Raw genomic sequence first — 13,880 nt, 5'->3', positions numbered from 1 at the left:
ATTAATCAAAAGGAAATAAAATTGCCTTGTTTTGGCATGATGGGTATAAAGTTGATTTTATTTTGATTGGTGATTTTGGGCAGGCTGGGATTGGGGCGCGGTCAGCAATGCAAGCACGGCGGGCCAGACGGTGTCGAGGATCAGCGGCTGGGCGGCGGCGTTGGGGTGAATGCGGTCGGGCTGGAAATAGGTTTGCACGTCATCAGGGGCGGAGATGGCTTCGAGCATGAACGGCACCAGGGCGGCGCCGCTTTGCTCGGCCGCCTGGGTGAAGACGGCGGCGAAGTCGCGGCTGTATTGCGCGCCGTAGTTGGGCGGCACCTGGATGCCCAGCAGCAGGGTGCGGGCGCTGGCGGCGTGGGCGGCGTCGATCATGGCGCGCAGGTTGTCACGCGTGTGGGGCAGGGGCAGGCCGCGCAGGGCGTCGTTGCCGCCCAGTTCGATCACGACGTAACGCGGCTGGTGGGCTTTGAGCAGGGCGGGCAGGCGCGCACGTGCGCCGGAAGTGGTTTCGCCGCTGATGCTGGCGTTGACGAGGGTTACGGGCAGGCCCTGGGTTTGCAGGCGTTGCTCCAGCAAGGCCACCCAGCCTTGGCCGCGGGCGAGGCCGTATTCGGCGCTGATGGAGTCGCCCACGATCAGCAGGCGCGCGGGTGCAGCGGTGGGTGCAGGGGCGAGCGCGGCCGGTTGTTCTTGCGCTTGCGCAAGATGGGGCAGGCCCAGCGTGCAGAGGCTCAATAGGCCCAGCAGTTGCGCGCTGAAGTGGCGTCGGGTGTGGCGTGGCTTGGGGTGGTGCATGGCCGTTGGTTGAGTTTACAAATGGAAAAGTGATTTATTGCATGAATTGCCTAAAAAGGGCAATTTCATTTCCTTTGATTTGCAAAAAATGATGCATTAGGGCAGCGCATCACCCAATCCGGCGGCGCTGCGCAGGGCATCGGCCAGTTGCTGCCCCAGGGCTTGGGCCTGGTCGGCGTTTTCGACCTGGGCGCGCGCCTGCACTTGGGTGAGCGGGCGCTGGCCTTCTGGGTCGCCCCAAGCTGCGCGCAGCCATAGCTGGCCGGTGCCTTCCCACACGGCGTGCGCGGCCAGCGGCATGGAGCAACTGCCGCCCAGGGCCAGGCTGATGGTGCGCTCGGCCACGGTGGCCAGCCAGGTGGGCGGGTGCGAGAGCGGTTGCAGCGCCGCGATCAGCGCGCCGTGGCGGGCGGGTACCTCAATACCCAGCGCGCCTTGGCCCGCAGCGGGCAGCATTTGCTCGGGGGGAAATTGCATGCGGATGCGCTCGGCCAGGCCCAGGCGCTCCAGCCCGGCGGCGGCGAGGACGATGGCGTCAAACTGGCCTTCGTCGAGTTTGCGCAAGCGGGTGTCGAGGTTGCCGCGCAGGGGCTGGATACGCAGATCGGGCCGCAGGTGGTGCAGCAGCACCTGCCGCCGCAGGCTGGAGGTGCCCACGATGGCGCCCTGAGGCAAATCTTCCAGGCGCGCATAGGTGTTGGAGACGAAGGCATCGTGCGGATTGCCGCGCGGCGGTACGCAGGCCAGCACAAAGCCTTCGGGCAAGGCCATGGGCACGTCTTTGAGCGAATGTACGGCCAGGTGCGCGCGCCCATCGGCCAGGGCGGTTTCCAGCTCCTTGACGAACAGGCCTTTGCCGCCGATTTTGCTGAGGCTGCGGTCGAGGATTTGATCGCCCTGCGTCGTCATGCCCAGCAATCGCGCGGTATGCCCGAGCCGCTTCAGCTCGGCCTGGATGTGTGTGGCTTGCCAGAGGGCCAGGCGGCTTTCGCGGGTGGCGATGATCAGGGGATTGGGCAAATGGTGCATGGTGGTGGGCATGAGGAAATAAGGAGCGCAAAAAGCAGGGATTGGGCGATGGAATGGGTTGGGCCGGGGATGATACGGGCCAAGCAAAAGGCGGGCCATGCGGCCCGCCTTTTGGTGTGTCAGCGCCAAAGCCAGCCGTGCTGGAGCACAGCGGCTTTGTTGCCCCGGTGCTTACTGGCTGGTCTTGGGCCAAGCGTAGTAGGCCACGCCTTCGGGTTTGAGGCTGGGGAAGATGGCGTCAATCAGCAGTTTTTCCTGATGGCTGATGGTGTAGAAGTGCGAGCCATTGCTGGTGTTGTAGAAGCGATAGACCGGATCGGTGCCGTCGCCAGGCATGGTGCGGGCATACCAGACCTCGCCTTCGTACTTGAAGGTGTTGGCATTGTCGGCAGATCTCAAAATGTCGCGTTCAAGGGGGCTGGTGGTGTAGAAGTGTGCGCCGGTGGCCTGGTTGAAGAAGCGGTACACGGGGCTGAGGTGAGCATGCGCTGAGTTTTGCACATGTGCATTCACATACGCCCAGAAGGCTTCGCCTTCGTAATGAAGGGCAGGCATGTTTTTGATGACGATGTCGCGCTCCTGGACGCTTTGGGTGTAGAAGTGCGAGCCGGAAGCCGTGTTGAAGAAGCGGTATACAGGGCGCAAGCTCATGTAATTGGTGGCTTTTTCGCCCAGGAAGTATTTGAGGCCATCGTGGTAGGCGCGGTCAAAACGGCCATAGACGTTGCTCCCCTCGCGCCATGAGCAAGAGGCGCTGCCCGCGCTAAGTACGCCGGTGAGGTAGTAGGCGCCGTTTTGGTGCCAGGCAAACAGGCCCGAGCCGCTGCTGCCGCCTTCGGTGGTGCCGTAGCTGTACTTCACATTGAAGAAATCGCTGTCATCGCCGCGCAGGCCCTCGCGGCATTCGGTCCTGCCGTCCTCATCGAAATCGGAGCAAACGTGGTAGTTGGAGATGCGGCCAAAGCTGACTTTTTGCAGATCGCCGCTGGGGTGGCTGATGCCATAGACGGCTTGGTGCAGTTCCTGAGTGGTCCACCAACCGGCGTACACCACGTCGCCATAAGGCTTGCTGTTGAGCACCAGCAGCGTGGTGTCGTACTTGTTTTCCGAATAGACCAGACGCGCACCGGAAGCCGACCCCGTCAGCCTGAAGTGGGAGGCCGACAGCGCTGGATCCATGCAGGACTGGGTGTGGAAGCGCCAGTCGGTTTCCAGCGTGGAAGCGGTGGGCTGGTTGTCGATACAGTGTGCTGCCGTCAGGAAATAGGGCGTGCCGGTGCGGTTTTGGTCGGCGATGAGTGTGCCGGTGCAAGTGCCTGTGATGCCATCGCGCACAAAGGTCATGCGGGCGACGGATTTGCGCACCTGTTCAATGGCCGGCTCACACGAGGCGTCGTAATTGCAGGCGCCGGATTCGCCGATGCTTTTCTGGATGTCCTGATAAGCCAGATCTTGCAGCGACTCAAAAATGTGCGAAACGGTCGGGATGGCTACCTGCACGTCGCTGGCCGAGGCGGAGGCGGGCAGTTCGATTTCCACCACCGCTGCATCGCCTTCAACGGTGGGCAGCCAGAAGGTGTTGATTTGCTCGAAGGTGGCTTCTTTGGCGCTGGCGTTGCGCTCCAGCGTTTCGCGGATCAGCACGCCGGTCATCTCTTGCGCGCTGTCGGCTTGGCCGGGGGCATAAACGCGCACGACGGCAGCATCCGGCAAAGCATGCACGAGCAGGCCCAAGCGCATGCCGTGGGCATTGCCCGACTGGTATTGCAGCGCGGCCACCTGGCGCCCGCCGGGCAGCTTTTGCCACTTCAGCAGGGATTGGGTGGATTCGACGGCACTGGTGGCATCGCTGGCGCGAGCCGTGCCGATCATGCGCACGTTGGGCTGCTCGGCCACGGCGCGCTTGGCGATCAGGGAGTAGTCATCCATCGCACCCAGATCGACGACGGTGGGCGTGACGGCTACGCGTGCGCTCTTGGCCAGTTTGGCGCTGAATTGGGATGAAAAGGCCAGCGGCGTGGCTTCACCCGCCACTTCGCTGGCGTGGTAGGAGGGAGCAAAAAATTCTTGCGCTTGCTGGGCCTGCGCAGCGCTCAGCCCCATAGTGGCCATGACTGCCATGGCGATGTTCAGCTTCTTCATATGTACCTCTCTAGTAAAAGCCATCATGCACGCAAAGCGATGGACTCTTCTCGCATCACTTTGCCAACGATTTTAGGGCGGACTTGATACCTTCACTTACACTTATATCGCTAGGCAGGTTTTTTAACGATTGTTGTGCCTCTTTGTCGGAATAGCCCAACGCCAGCAAGGCCTGAAGGATGTCCTGGCGCTGTTGCGAAGGTGCGTTGGCCAAGGGCGACAGGCCGCCTGCATCGCCCAGTTTGCCTTTGAGTTCCAGCAGTAGTCGCTCAGCGGTTTTCTTGCCGATGCCAGGGATGCGCGTGAGCAAAGCCAGCTCTTGCTGGGCGATGGCGCTGGCCAGGTCGTCCACCGTCAGTCCGCTGAGGATGGCCAGGGCGGTCTTGGGCCCCAGGCCGGAGATTTTGATCAGCTCGCGAAAGCAGGCGCGTTCGCGCGCGCTGCCAAAACCAAAGAGGATGTGGGCGTCCTCGCGCACCACCAGGTGGGTGAGCAAAAGGGCGCTCTCGCCCACGGCGGGCAGGTGGTAAAAGGTGTTCATGGAGACCTGCACCTCGTAGCCCACGCCGTGGCAATCGATGACGATCAGCGGCGGGCTTTTTTCCGCCAGGGTTCCGCGCAGTTGTCCTATCATGGCTTTTCTCTGTTTCAGTGGCTGTGCGGCGTTGTGCTGAGGGGCGCCGCCTGCCGATTGTTGCCGATTCCTCTGCGGCTATTTTGGATTGATCGCCTTGTCTCACACGCTGCGCCACTCTTTTATCCCCGTCAACAATCAACGCCTGGCCCGGCTGGCTGGCCCCATGGATGCGCATTTGCGCACCATCGAAGCGGCGACGCAGACCACCATCGTGCGGCGGGAGGAGTCCTTCCGCATCGAAGGCAGCAAACGCAATGCGCAAAAGGCGCTGGAGGTGTTGCAGGCGCTTTATGAAATGGCGCAGCGGGATATTTCCCCCGAATACGTGCAGTTGATGCTGGTGGGCGACAGCCCCATGGCCGAGGATGCGCACGGCGCGGTGCGCCTGTCCACGCGCCGCAGCGATTTGCGCGCCCGCACGCCCAACCAAAGCGTGTACCTGAGCCACATTGCCGAGCACGACATCACCTTCGGCATTGGCCCGGCGGGCACGGGTAAAACCTATCTGGCCGTGGCTTGTGCGGTCGATGCCCTGGAGCGCAACGCGGTGCAGCGCATTGTGCTGACGCGCCCGGCGGTGGAGGCGGGCGAGCGGCTGGGCTTTTTGCCTGGCGATTTGACGCAAAAGGTCGATCCTTACCTGCGCCCGTTGTACGACGCGTTGTATGAACTCATGGGATTTGACCGCGTGCAAAAAGCGTTCGAGCGCAATGCGCTGGAAATCGCCCCGCTGGCCTTCATGCGCGGGCGCACGCTCAACAACGCTTTCGTGATTCTGGATGAAGCGCAAAACACCACGCCCGAGCAGATGAAGATGTTTCTCACCCGCATCGGCTTTGGCGCTAAAGCCGTGATTACGGGCGATGCCAGCCAGATCGATTTGCCCAAGGGGGCCACCAGCGGCTTGCTGGATGCCCGGCGCATTCTCAAGCGCGTCAAAGGCATTGCATTTACCGAGTTTGACAGCGGCGATGTGGTGCGTCACCCCTTGGTGGCGCGGATTGTGGATGCCTACGATGCGGCCCAGAGCGGCAAAGCGGCCTCCAAACCCCGTGGCGAGAGCGGCCGCACGCAGCCCGCGCCAGTGCAGGAGGGTGGCGATGCGCAGTAATCAGCGGATGTGGGGGCGGGCTGGCTCGGTGGTTGCTGCGGCGCTTGCGGCGACGCTGGTGGTGCAAGGCTGCGCCAGCCCATCGGCCGCAACAGCCCCCGAGCCCAATGTGCAAAGTGCCCAGCAGGCAACTGTGGCGGGCAAAGCGCTGCGCGCGGCCGCAGCCAGTGCAATGCACAAGCAATACCAGTGCGCGACGGGAGAGCGCATCGGCTTGAGCTACATCGGCCAGGCGGGCCAGCTCGGCGAGCGCGCCATCCTCGCCTATGCAGGCCAGCGCATTGCCATGCAGCCGCTGCCGCATGCACCGGGGCAATACGTGGCGGTGGATGCCGAAAACAGCTACCGCTGGAGCGAGCGCCTGGGCGCGCTGCGCTTCAAAGCCGCTGGCGTTTCGGCGCAAGAAGTGGATGTGCTGACTCAGTGCCGCGAGGTGGCGGCTCAGCCTGGGCACGCCGCACACGCCCCCAGCGCCCCGCAAAGCTGAACGCCGCTGCGGCGCGCGCGGATCAACACCCCAAGAGCACACCATGGCCTTACCCGAACTCACTTTGTCTTTGCAATTTGCCCGTCTGGACGATGCCGCGTTGCACCGTGCGGCGCTGCCGCGCCATCGTGTGGTGCGCTGGCTGCGCCATGCACTGGCTGGCCCGGCGGAAATGAGCGTGCGCATCGTGGGCGAGGAGGAGGGCCGCCAGCTCAACCACACTTATCGCCACAAGGATTACGCGACCAATGTGCTGACGTTCGATTACGCCCAGGAGCCTGTGGTTATGGCCGACTTGGTGCTGTGCGCACCCGTGGTGGCGCGCGAGGCCGCCGAGCAAGGCAAGAGTTTGCAGGCCCATTACGCGCATTTGCTGGTGCACGGCGCTTTGCACGCCCAGGGCTGGGATCACGAGACCAGCGAGGAGGACGCACAGGCGATGGAGGCGCAAGAAGTGCGCATCTTGCACGGCCTGGGTTTTGCCAACCCCTATTTGCCAAGTTGATGGGCTAATTCATGATGGGTATTGGGGTGCGCACATGCTGATCGATTCCTACCCCTGGCTGAAGCATCTGCACATGAGCCTGGTCGTGCTCAGCGGCAGTTTGTTTGCCGCTCGCGCTCTGGCGGTGCTGCTGGGTTCGCGCAAGCCGCTGACCAAGCCCATGCGCCGGCTCAGCATGGGCATCGATATTTGTCTGCTGGCTTCCGCCCTTGTGCTGCTGGCGGCTTACGACTTTGGCATGCTTCACGCCCGCTGGTTGCAGGTCAAGCTGCTACTGCTTGTGGCCTATATCGTGCTGGGCTTTGTGGCTTTGCGCGCGAGGCGGCGGCTGCACCAATGGGGCGCATATATGGCTGCCCTGCTGTGTTTTTTGACCATGTTCAGCATGGCGCGGCTGAAAACGCCTTGGGGCTGGCTGTCTTGGTGGATGTGAGTCGGGGTAAGCCCCTATGGATGAATCGGGCCAGAGCGCTATAGTCCGCACCACTCGCGACGGATGCCTTCCAGGCATTGCAGTCGCCGAGAGGCCGAGGAGACAAAACAACGCACTGCCACCATTCTTCCTATTTCACCAAGGCAGTCGAGATAACCGTATAACAGCCGGAGACTTCCACCCTATAAAGGCACCCTTGCAGGTGCCTTCTTTTTTGCTTGCGGCCCTTGATGGGGTATCCCGCATCAAGATTTTTTACAATTCAATATAAATGAAAATTTATATCTATCACGCCATAACAAGGTGATTAATTTTCTTTTTGAATTGTAATTATGGTTTTTGAAAAGGCGTGGGCCGTGGCCACTGCCGGGGCTGGCAAGGCTTTGTGCGCAGAGGGCTTGTCCCATAATGATCTGCCAGAGCCTATGCAAAGTCTCTGCGCGGCTGGCCATGAGGCGGATTGGGGCGGTCTGCGGCGCACGCAGAGCCCATCCCACACCACTTCGCCCGCTTGCGTCGGGACTTTGAGCAGGCTTTGGGGCGAGGCAGGCTGTGCCCATCCTGGCCCTGTTCGGTCACTTTCTTGAAGCAGAAAAAAATGGTTGCAGACAGTTCTTGGCTTCGTTTTGGGAGTTTTGGGCGTCTCCCCGCCGCACGGGCGGCCCTTGGAGCATGTGCGGCTGCGTTCAGCATGTTGGCGGCAGGTTTTTGGGGAGGCAGCGCCTATGCCGCGCAGCCTGTCAGCATCACGCCCAGCGGCTCCGTCTCCGAGCCTGCGCAAGTAGTGGTGACTTTTGCGCAAGATGCCGTGGCATTCGGCCGCCCCCAGGTTGCCGCGCCCGTGCAGGTGCAGTGCGTGGGCGGCGAGGCCGCTGGCGAGGGCCGCTGGCTCAGCCCGCGCCAATGGGCCTGGGCGTTCAAGCAGCCATTGCCCGCCGGTGTGGCATGCACGGTGACGGCCGATGCCGCATTCCGCGATTTGCAAGGCCACCCCATCGCCTTGGCCGCACCGCAGCATTTCAACACCGGCGGCCCCCAGGTGCAGCGCATTGAGCCGTGGGGCGAAGAACTCAGCAGCAACCTGCCCTGGAACCAACTGGAGAAAGACCCCTGGATGCAGGGCGTGGACGAGGAGCAGCGCTTTCTGGTGCAGTTCTCTGCCCCTGTTGATGCCGCCAGCCTGCCCCGACACGTGCATTGCGAGGCCGAGGATGTGGGCGAGCGCATCCCCGTGCGGGTGCTGGATGCGCAAGAGCGCCAACAACTGCTGGCGCTGCAATGGGAGGGAGGCGAGCAGGGGCCTGCCCAGGCCATCGTGGGCCTGGCGTGCCAGCGCCGCCTGAGCGCCGGGGTGGCGATGAAGCTGGTGTTGGGCAAAGGCGTGCGCGCGCTCAGCGGGCTGAGCAGCGAAAGCGCCCAAACCTTTTATTACCGGGTGCGCGAGCCGTTTGAAGCGGTGTTCCAGTGTGAGCGCGAAAAGGCCAGCAACCCTTGCTCGCCCCTGCGCCCCATGCAGTTGCGTTTTTCTGCGCCCCTGGATATGCGCTGGCTGGAGCACATCCAACTGCGTGCGGGCGAGCGCGTCTGGCAGGGAGTGGCCCTGGAGGGCGACGCCAGCGATAGCGAGGCCGGCACGAGCGTGCAGCAGTGGCGGGACAAGCCCTTGCCGGGGCGCTATTTCGACACGGTGCGGTTTGCCGCGCCGCTGCCGCCCAACACGGCTTTTGAGCTGGTGCTGCCCGCAGACGTGCAGGACGAAGCGGGCCGCGCCTTGCGCAATGCCGCGTCCTTTCCGCTCAAAGTGGCCACAGGCGGCCTGCCCGCGCTGGCCAAATTCGCCACGGGCGATTTCGCCGTGATGGAGCGCTTTGCCGAGGGCTACCACGAGCCTGCGCTGTTGCCGGTCACGCTGCGCGCGGTGGAAGCGCCCCTGCCCGTGAAGATCCTCAAGCTCGACCACGATCGCGACATCATGCAGTGGCTGGCGCGCGTGCAGTTGTTCAGCCCGGGGGGCTATATCCAGCGCACGCGCGCGCAAAAGCTGGGCGTGGTCGTGCCTGCGCGCGCTGCCAGCGCCACCGCATCGCAAGGCGATGCAGACGATGAGGACGCCATCGAGACGCGCGGGCTGTCCTTGCTCAACCAAGCGCCCAGGGTAATAGAGCAAACCCTGCCCGCCCGCCGCGACAACGCCCAGCGCCGCGAAACAGAGGTGGTGGGCATCGCCTTGCAGCCGGGCTTCCAGGTGGTGGAGATCGCCTCGCCCACCTTGGGCAAGGCCTTGCTGGACCAGGCTTATGGCGAGCCGCGCGTGCTGCATGCGCGCACGGCAGTGTTGGTTACCAACTTGATGGTGCATTTCAAGCTGGGGGCGGAAAACGCCATGGCGTGGGTGACGGCGCTGGATTCGGGCAAGCCGGTGGCTGGCGCGCGCGTGCAAGTCAACCGTTGCGATGGGCAGGTGGCGGCCCAGGGCGTGACGGATGGGCAAGGCGTGGCGCGCTTTGAAGCACTGCCCGCCCCAACCACCTGCTCCGCCGATGAAAGCTTGCAGGGCAGTGGCTATTTCATCAGCGCCCGCACGGACGACGGCGATTTGGGCTTGGTCTCCACGCAGTGGAATCGGGGCATCGAACCTTGGCGCTTTGATGTGCATTACGACTACGGCCTGGATGGCGAAGGCCCGCTGCTGCACACTGTGCTGGATCGCAGCCTGCTGCGCGCGGGCGAAACCCTCTCCATGAAGCACTACGCGCGCCTGCCCGTGCTGGGCGGCTTCGCAGCGCCCGGGGAGGCGGACTTGCCGCAAACGGCGGTGGTGCAGCACCTGGGCAGCGGGCGCGAGTTCCGCTTGCCCTTGACGTGGCGGCGCAATGCCAGCGGGGGCGCTGCGGCTACATCCGCGCTCGAACTGCCGCCACTGGCCCCTTTGGGCGAATACGCCGTGCACATGCAGGCTTTCAGCGCCGAGCGGCATGGCGGCATGCAAACCGCGCAATTTCGGGTGGAGGAGTTTCGCCTGCCCGTGTTGACGGGCACGATCACCCCTGTGCAGCCCAGCCCCGCGCAACCCACGGCCGAAGGCGGCGCGCCTCGTGCGATGGAGATGAACATGCACCTGGGCTATGTCAGCGGCGGTGCAGCTTCCCATTGGCCGGTGCAGATCTCGGCCATGCTGGAAGACAAGCCCCTGCATTTCGCTGAATACGAGCGCTATACCTTCCACGCGCCGCAAGCTGTCAACCGCAGCCCAGGTGAAGGCCAAGCGCAGCCGGAGATGCCGGCCAGCGCCAGCTTGCTGCTGGACAAAGCCCCGCTGCAACTCGATGCGCAAGGCCAGGGCCGCTTCACCATCCCGGGGCTGGATCAGGCGCTGGGCGAGCGCCCCAAAGACATCCGCATCGAAGCCACGTTCGAAGACCCCAATGGCGAAATGCAAACCCTCACCCACAAGCAGGCGCTATGGCCCACCGCAGCGCTGGTGGGCATCCACACCGACCACTGGGTGTCGGTGAAAAAACCCCTGAGCGTGCGCACCATCGCCCTCACGCCGCAAGGCCAGCCCTTGGCGGGCGCGGCCGTGCAGGTGCGCGGGCGCCAGCACACCACCTTGAGCACGCGCAAGCGCATGGTGGGCGGTTTTTACAAATACGAGCACCATCACGAAGTGCGCGATCTGGGCGTGCTGTGCCAGGGCCAAAGCGGGCCAACGGGCCGCTTTGATTGCGTCAAGGAGCTGACGGAAAGTGGCGAAGTCGAGCTGGTGGCTGAAATCCGCGACGCGGCCGGGCGCAGCTTTGCTTCTGCGACCAGCGTGTGGGTCACGCGCGAAGGTGAGCTGTGGTTTGCGGGCGAATCCTCCGACCGCATGGACGTGCTGCCCGAAAAGCCCAGCTATCAGCCCAGCGAGACCGCGCGCTTTCAGGTGCGCATGCCCTACCGCCAGGCCCAGGCGCTGGTGACGGTGGAGCGCGAAGGCATCATCGAAACGCGCGTCATCGAGCTGGCAGGTTCCGACCCCAGTTTTACCCTCAAGATCGATGAAGCCTGGGGGCCAAACGTTTATGTCAGCGTGCTGGCCGTGCGCGGGCGGCTGCGCGATGTGCCGTGGTACAGCTTCTTCACCTGGGGCTGGCGCTCGCCCATCGTGTGGTGGAACGCCTGGCGTAGCGACACGGGCGAAGCCGTGCCGCCCACGGCGCTGGTGGACTTGAGCAAGCCCAGTTACCGCTTGGGCGTAGCGCTGGTGCGCGTGGGCGACGAAGGCCACCGCATCCAGGTCAGCGTCAAACCGGAGAAAGCGCGCTACGCCACCGGCGAGCAAGCCACGCTGGAGATTGCCGCGCGCCTGCCCAACGGCCAGCCTGCTGCAGGCGCCGAGGTGGCCCTGGCAGTGGTGGATCAGGCCCTGCTGGAGTTGGCGCCCAACCCCAGTTGGGATGTGCTGCGCGCCATGATGCGCACCCGCCCCTGGGGCGTGCGCACCGCCACCGCGCAAATGGAGGTGGTGGGGCGGCGCCATTACGGCCTCAAGGCCCGCGCCGCAGGCGGCGGCGGTGGCAGCTCGGAAGGGGAGGGCGCCACGCGCGAGCTGTTCGATACCTTGCTGCTGTGGCAGCCCGCAGTGCAGCTCGATGCCCAAGGCAAGGCGCGGGTGCAAGTGCCCCTGAACGACAGCATCACCACCTTCCATGCTGAAGCCATTGCGGATGCCGGCCTGCAATTTTTCGGCTCGGGCAGCGGCTCAATCGTCGTGGCGCAAGACGTGCAGCTCATTAGCGGCCTGCCGCCGGTGGTGCGCGCGGGCGATGCCTACGATGCCCGCATCACCGTGCGCAACACCACTGCCAAGGCCATGAACGTGCAAGTGCAAGCGCGCCACGGCGCGCAGACTCTGGAGCCGCGCCAGGTGCAGATCCCCGCAGGCGCCTCGCAAACCGTGCAATGGCGTGTGACGGCCCCGCAACCGCCCGCCGCACAAGCCGAGGCCCAAACCCTTTGGGAAGTGCAGGCAAGCGCCGAGGACCCCGCCCAGCGCGATGCCATGCGCATTTCGCAAAAGCTGCTGGCCGCCGTGCCGGTGACGGTGCGGCAAGCCACGTTGCGCCAGCTCAGCGAGCCATTGACATTGCCAACCGCCTGGCCCGATGGCGCGCTGGAAGGCCTGGGCGGCATCCACCTTGATGCACAAGCCTCGCTGGCGGGCGATGCGCTGCCCGGCCTGCGCCGCTGGTGGCAAAACTACCCCTATGCCTGTTTGGAGCAACGCCACAGCAAAGCCCTGGGCCTGATGGAGCCGCACATGCTCCAGGCCGTGCTGGCCGATTTGCCCAGCTACCTGGACTCAGACGGCCTGGCGGCGTACTTCCCCATCCGGGGGCATGGCGAGCAGGGCAACATCGCGCTCAGCGCCCATTTGCTCAGCGTCGATGCCACCTTGGGCCAATTGGGCGAAGCCGATTTGCGCATCGACGCTGCCGCACGCGATGCGCTGCTCAAAGCCCTGGCGAATGTTGCTGAAGGGCGCTTGGGGCGTCAAAACACCTTTGGCCGCCACGATCGCACGGTCGAGCGCCTGAGCGTGATCGCCGCCCTGGCCCAGCACGGCCAGGCCACGCCCAGCATGCTGGAGAGCCTGAAACTGGCGCCGCAGCGCCTGCCCACCCATGCGCTGCTGGATTGGCTGCTCATTCTGAAGAACACCCAGGGCTTGCCCGGCCAGGCACAGCAACTGCGTACTGTGCAGCAGGAGCTGCGCAGCCGCATCGTGCACACGGGCACGCACATCGGCTTTACCACCGAGCGCAGCGACGACTGGTGGTGGGTCATGCAAAACGGCAACACCAATGCCGCCCGTCTGCTGCTCATCACCGCCGACATGCCCGAGTGGAAGCAGGATGCGGGCGGCCTGGTCAGCGGCCTGATGGCGCGCCAGAAAAACGGCCATTGGGGCACCACCACCGCCAACCTCTGGGGGCAGTTGGCCTTGCGCCGTTTCGCGCAATGGCATGAAGCGACCGAGGTCGCAGGCGTCTTGCGCGCCCGCATGGGTGCCGATGTGCAGGAGCAAACCTGGCCCGCGCAGCCCGCCGCGTTGGGCACCACCGCCAGCAAACCCGTGAACACCAGCACGGCCAAGCTGCATATGGCGTTTGACTGGCCCGATGCCATCGCGCGCCTGGGCGATGCTGCCGCCTCTCAATTGCAGGTCGAGCACATCGGCAGCGGCCAGCCCTGGATCACGCTCTCCGCCCTGGCCGCTGTGCCCAGCACCCAGCCCGTGCACTCCGGCTTGCGGGTGGAAAAAACCATCGTCCCCGTCGTGCAAACGCGGCCCGGCCAGTGGAGCCAAGGCGATATCTACCGCGTCCACCTCGTGGTGCATGCCAGCGCCCAAACGGGCATGACGGCCCTGACCGACCCCATCCCTGCGGGCAGCGCCATCCTGGGCAGCGGCCTGGGGCGCGACTCGGCCTTGGCGACACAAGGCGAAGACCGGCAAGACCGCTGGAGCGTGGCGTGGGAGGAGCGCAAGATGGACGCCATGCGCGTCTATTACCACGGGTTGCACCCCGGCCAGACGCATTACACCTACACCGTGCGCCTGAACCAGCCCGGCCAGTTCCGCCTGCCGCCCACCCGCGCTGAAGCCCTGTATATGCCCCAAGTCTTTGGCGAAACGCCCAACGCGGATGTGACCGTGCTGGACTTGCCGCGCGCCACGCCGTAACAACAGCC

Annotated in this window: 9 protein-coding genes; 5 read left to right on the top strand and 4 right to left on the bottom strand. The window is 64.3% G+C overall.

Annotation, left to right across the window (positions count from 1 at the left end):
* Positions 1-57: 57 nt before the first annotated feature.
* From EBQ26_RS04525 to ruvA, 4 genes are all read right to left on the bottom strand, one after another.
* On the bottom strand, positions 58-798 hold the full coding sequence (locus tag EBQ26_RS04525; protein ID WP_122237825.1) for an arylesterase: 741 nt from the start codon (positions 796-798) through the stop codon (positions 58-60).
* A 96-nt stretch (positions 799-894) separates the two neighbouring features.
* Positions 895-1,839, bottom strand: coding sequence for a hydroxymethylbilane synthase (hemC, locus tag EBQ26_RS04520; RefSeq protein WP_238944140.1), 945 nt, complete (start codon positions 1,837-1,839; stop codon positions 895-897).
* A 159-nt stretch (positions 1,840-1,998) separates the two neighbouring features.
* Positions 1,999-3,969 (bottom strand): trypsin-like peptidase domain-containing protein, encoded by a 1,971-nt coding sequence (locus EBQ26_RS04515; protein ID WP_238944139.1) that lies wholly within the window; start codon positions 3,967-3,969, stop codon positions 1,999-2,001.
* 55 nt (positions 3,970-4,024) lie between these two features.
* Positions 4,025-4,603 (bottom strand): Holliday junction branch migration protein RuvA, encoded by a 579-nt coding sequence (gene ruvA, locus EBQ26_RS04510; RefSeq protein WP_122237823.1) that lies wholly within the window; start codon positions 4,601-4,603, stop codon positions 4,025-4,027.
* A gap of 88 nt (positions 4,604-4,691) precedes the next feature.
* On the opposite strand from ruvA, the gene EBQ26_RS04505 reads away from it, so the two are divergent.
* The 5 genes from EBQ26_RS04505 to EBQ26_RS04485 all read left to right on the top strand — a co-directional run bounded on the left by EBQ26_RS04505 (position 4,692) and on the right by EBQ26_RS04485 (position 13,872).
* Positions 4,692-5,717 carry a PhoH family protein gene (locus EBQ26_RS04505; RefSeq protein WP_452038977.1) on the top strand — a complete coding sequence of 342 codons (1,026 nt, stop codon included), beginning with the start codon at positions 4,692-4,694 and terminating at the stop codon, positions 5,715-5,717.
* A complete protein-coding gene (locus EBQ26_RS04500; RefSeq protein WP_147473995.1) occupies positions 5,707-6,204 on the top strand; it encodes a hypothetical protein in 498 nt (165 codons plus the stop codon). The genes EBQ26_RS04505 and EBQ26_RS04500 overlap by 11 nt, the downstream gene beginning before the upstream one ends.
* Positions 6,205-6,247: 43 nt before the next feature.
* Positions 6,248-6,709 (top strand): rRNA maturation RNase YbeY, encoded by a 462-nt coding sequence (ybeY, locus tag EBQ26_RS04495; RefSeq protein WP_122237821.1) that lies wholly within the window; start codon positions 6,248-6,250, stop codon positions 6,707-6,709.
* Positions 6,710-6,743: 34 nt separating this feature from the next.
* Positions 6,744-7,142, top strand: a complete 399-nt coding sequence (locus EBQ26_RS04490) for a SirB2 family protein (protein ID WP_122237820.1) — start codon at positions 6,744-6,746, stop codon at positions 7,140-7,142.
* 691 nt (positions 7,143-7,833) lie between these two features.
* Positions 7,834-13,872 carry an alpha-2-macroglobulin family protein gene (locus EBQ26_RS04485; RefSeq protein WP_238944137.1) on the top strand — a complete coding sequence of 2,013 codons (6,039 nt, stop codon included), beginning with the start codon at positions 7,834-7,836 and terminating at the stop codon, positions 13,870-13,872.
* Positions 13,873-13,880 lie beyond the last annotated feature (8 nt).

Source organism: Allofranklinella schreckenbergeri (assembly GCF_003703475.1).
GTDB classification, from domain to species: Bacteria; Pseudomonadota; Gammaproteobacteria; order Burkholderiales; family Burkholderiaceae_C; genus Lampropedia; species Lampropedia schreckenbergeri.
Note: the sequence above shows the minus strand (reverse complement) of the source record. Positions and strands in the feature narration are given on the sequence as shown.

What these genes read in the sequence shown, in the direction of transcription:
- ruvA (WP_122237823.1), bottom strand. Translation starts at nt 4,603, where the DNA reads ATGATAGGACAACTGCGCGGAACCCTGGCGGAAAAAAGCCCGCCGCTG.
- ybeY (WP_122237821.1), top strand. Translation starts at nt 6,248, where the DNA reads ATGGCCTTACCCGAACTCACTTTGTCTTTGCAATTTGCCCGTCTGGAC.
- EBQ26_RS04515 (WP_238944139.1), bottom strand. Translation starts at nt 3,969, where the DNA reads ATGAAGAAGCTGAACATCGCCATGGCAGTCATGGCCACTATGGGGCTG.
- hemC (WP_238944140.1), bottom strand. Translation starts at nt 1,839, where the DNA reads ATGCCCACCACCATGCACCATTTGCCCAATCCCCTGATCATCGCCACC.
- EBQ26_RS04500 (WP_147473995.1), top strand. Translation starts at nt 5,707, where the DNA reads ATGCGCAGTAATCAGCGGATGTGGGGGCGGGCTGGCTCGGTGGTTGCT.
- EBQ26_RS04485 (WP_238944137.1), top strand. Translation starts at nt 7,834, where the DNA reads ATGTTGGCGGCAGGTTTTTGGGGAGGCAGCGCCTATGCCGCGCAGCCT.
- EBQ26_RS04525 (WP_122237825.1), bottom strand. Translation starts at nt 798, where the DNA reads ATGCACCACCCCAAGCCACGCCACACCCGACGCCACTTCAGCGCGCAA.
- EBQ26_RS04490 (WP_122237820.1), top strand. Translation starts at nt 6,744, where the DNA reads ATGCTGATCGATTCCTACCCCTGGCTGAAGCATCTGCACATGAGCCTG.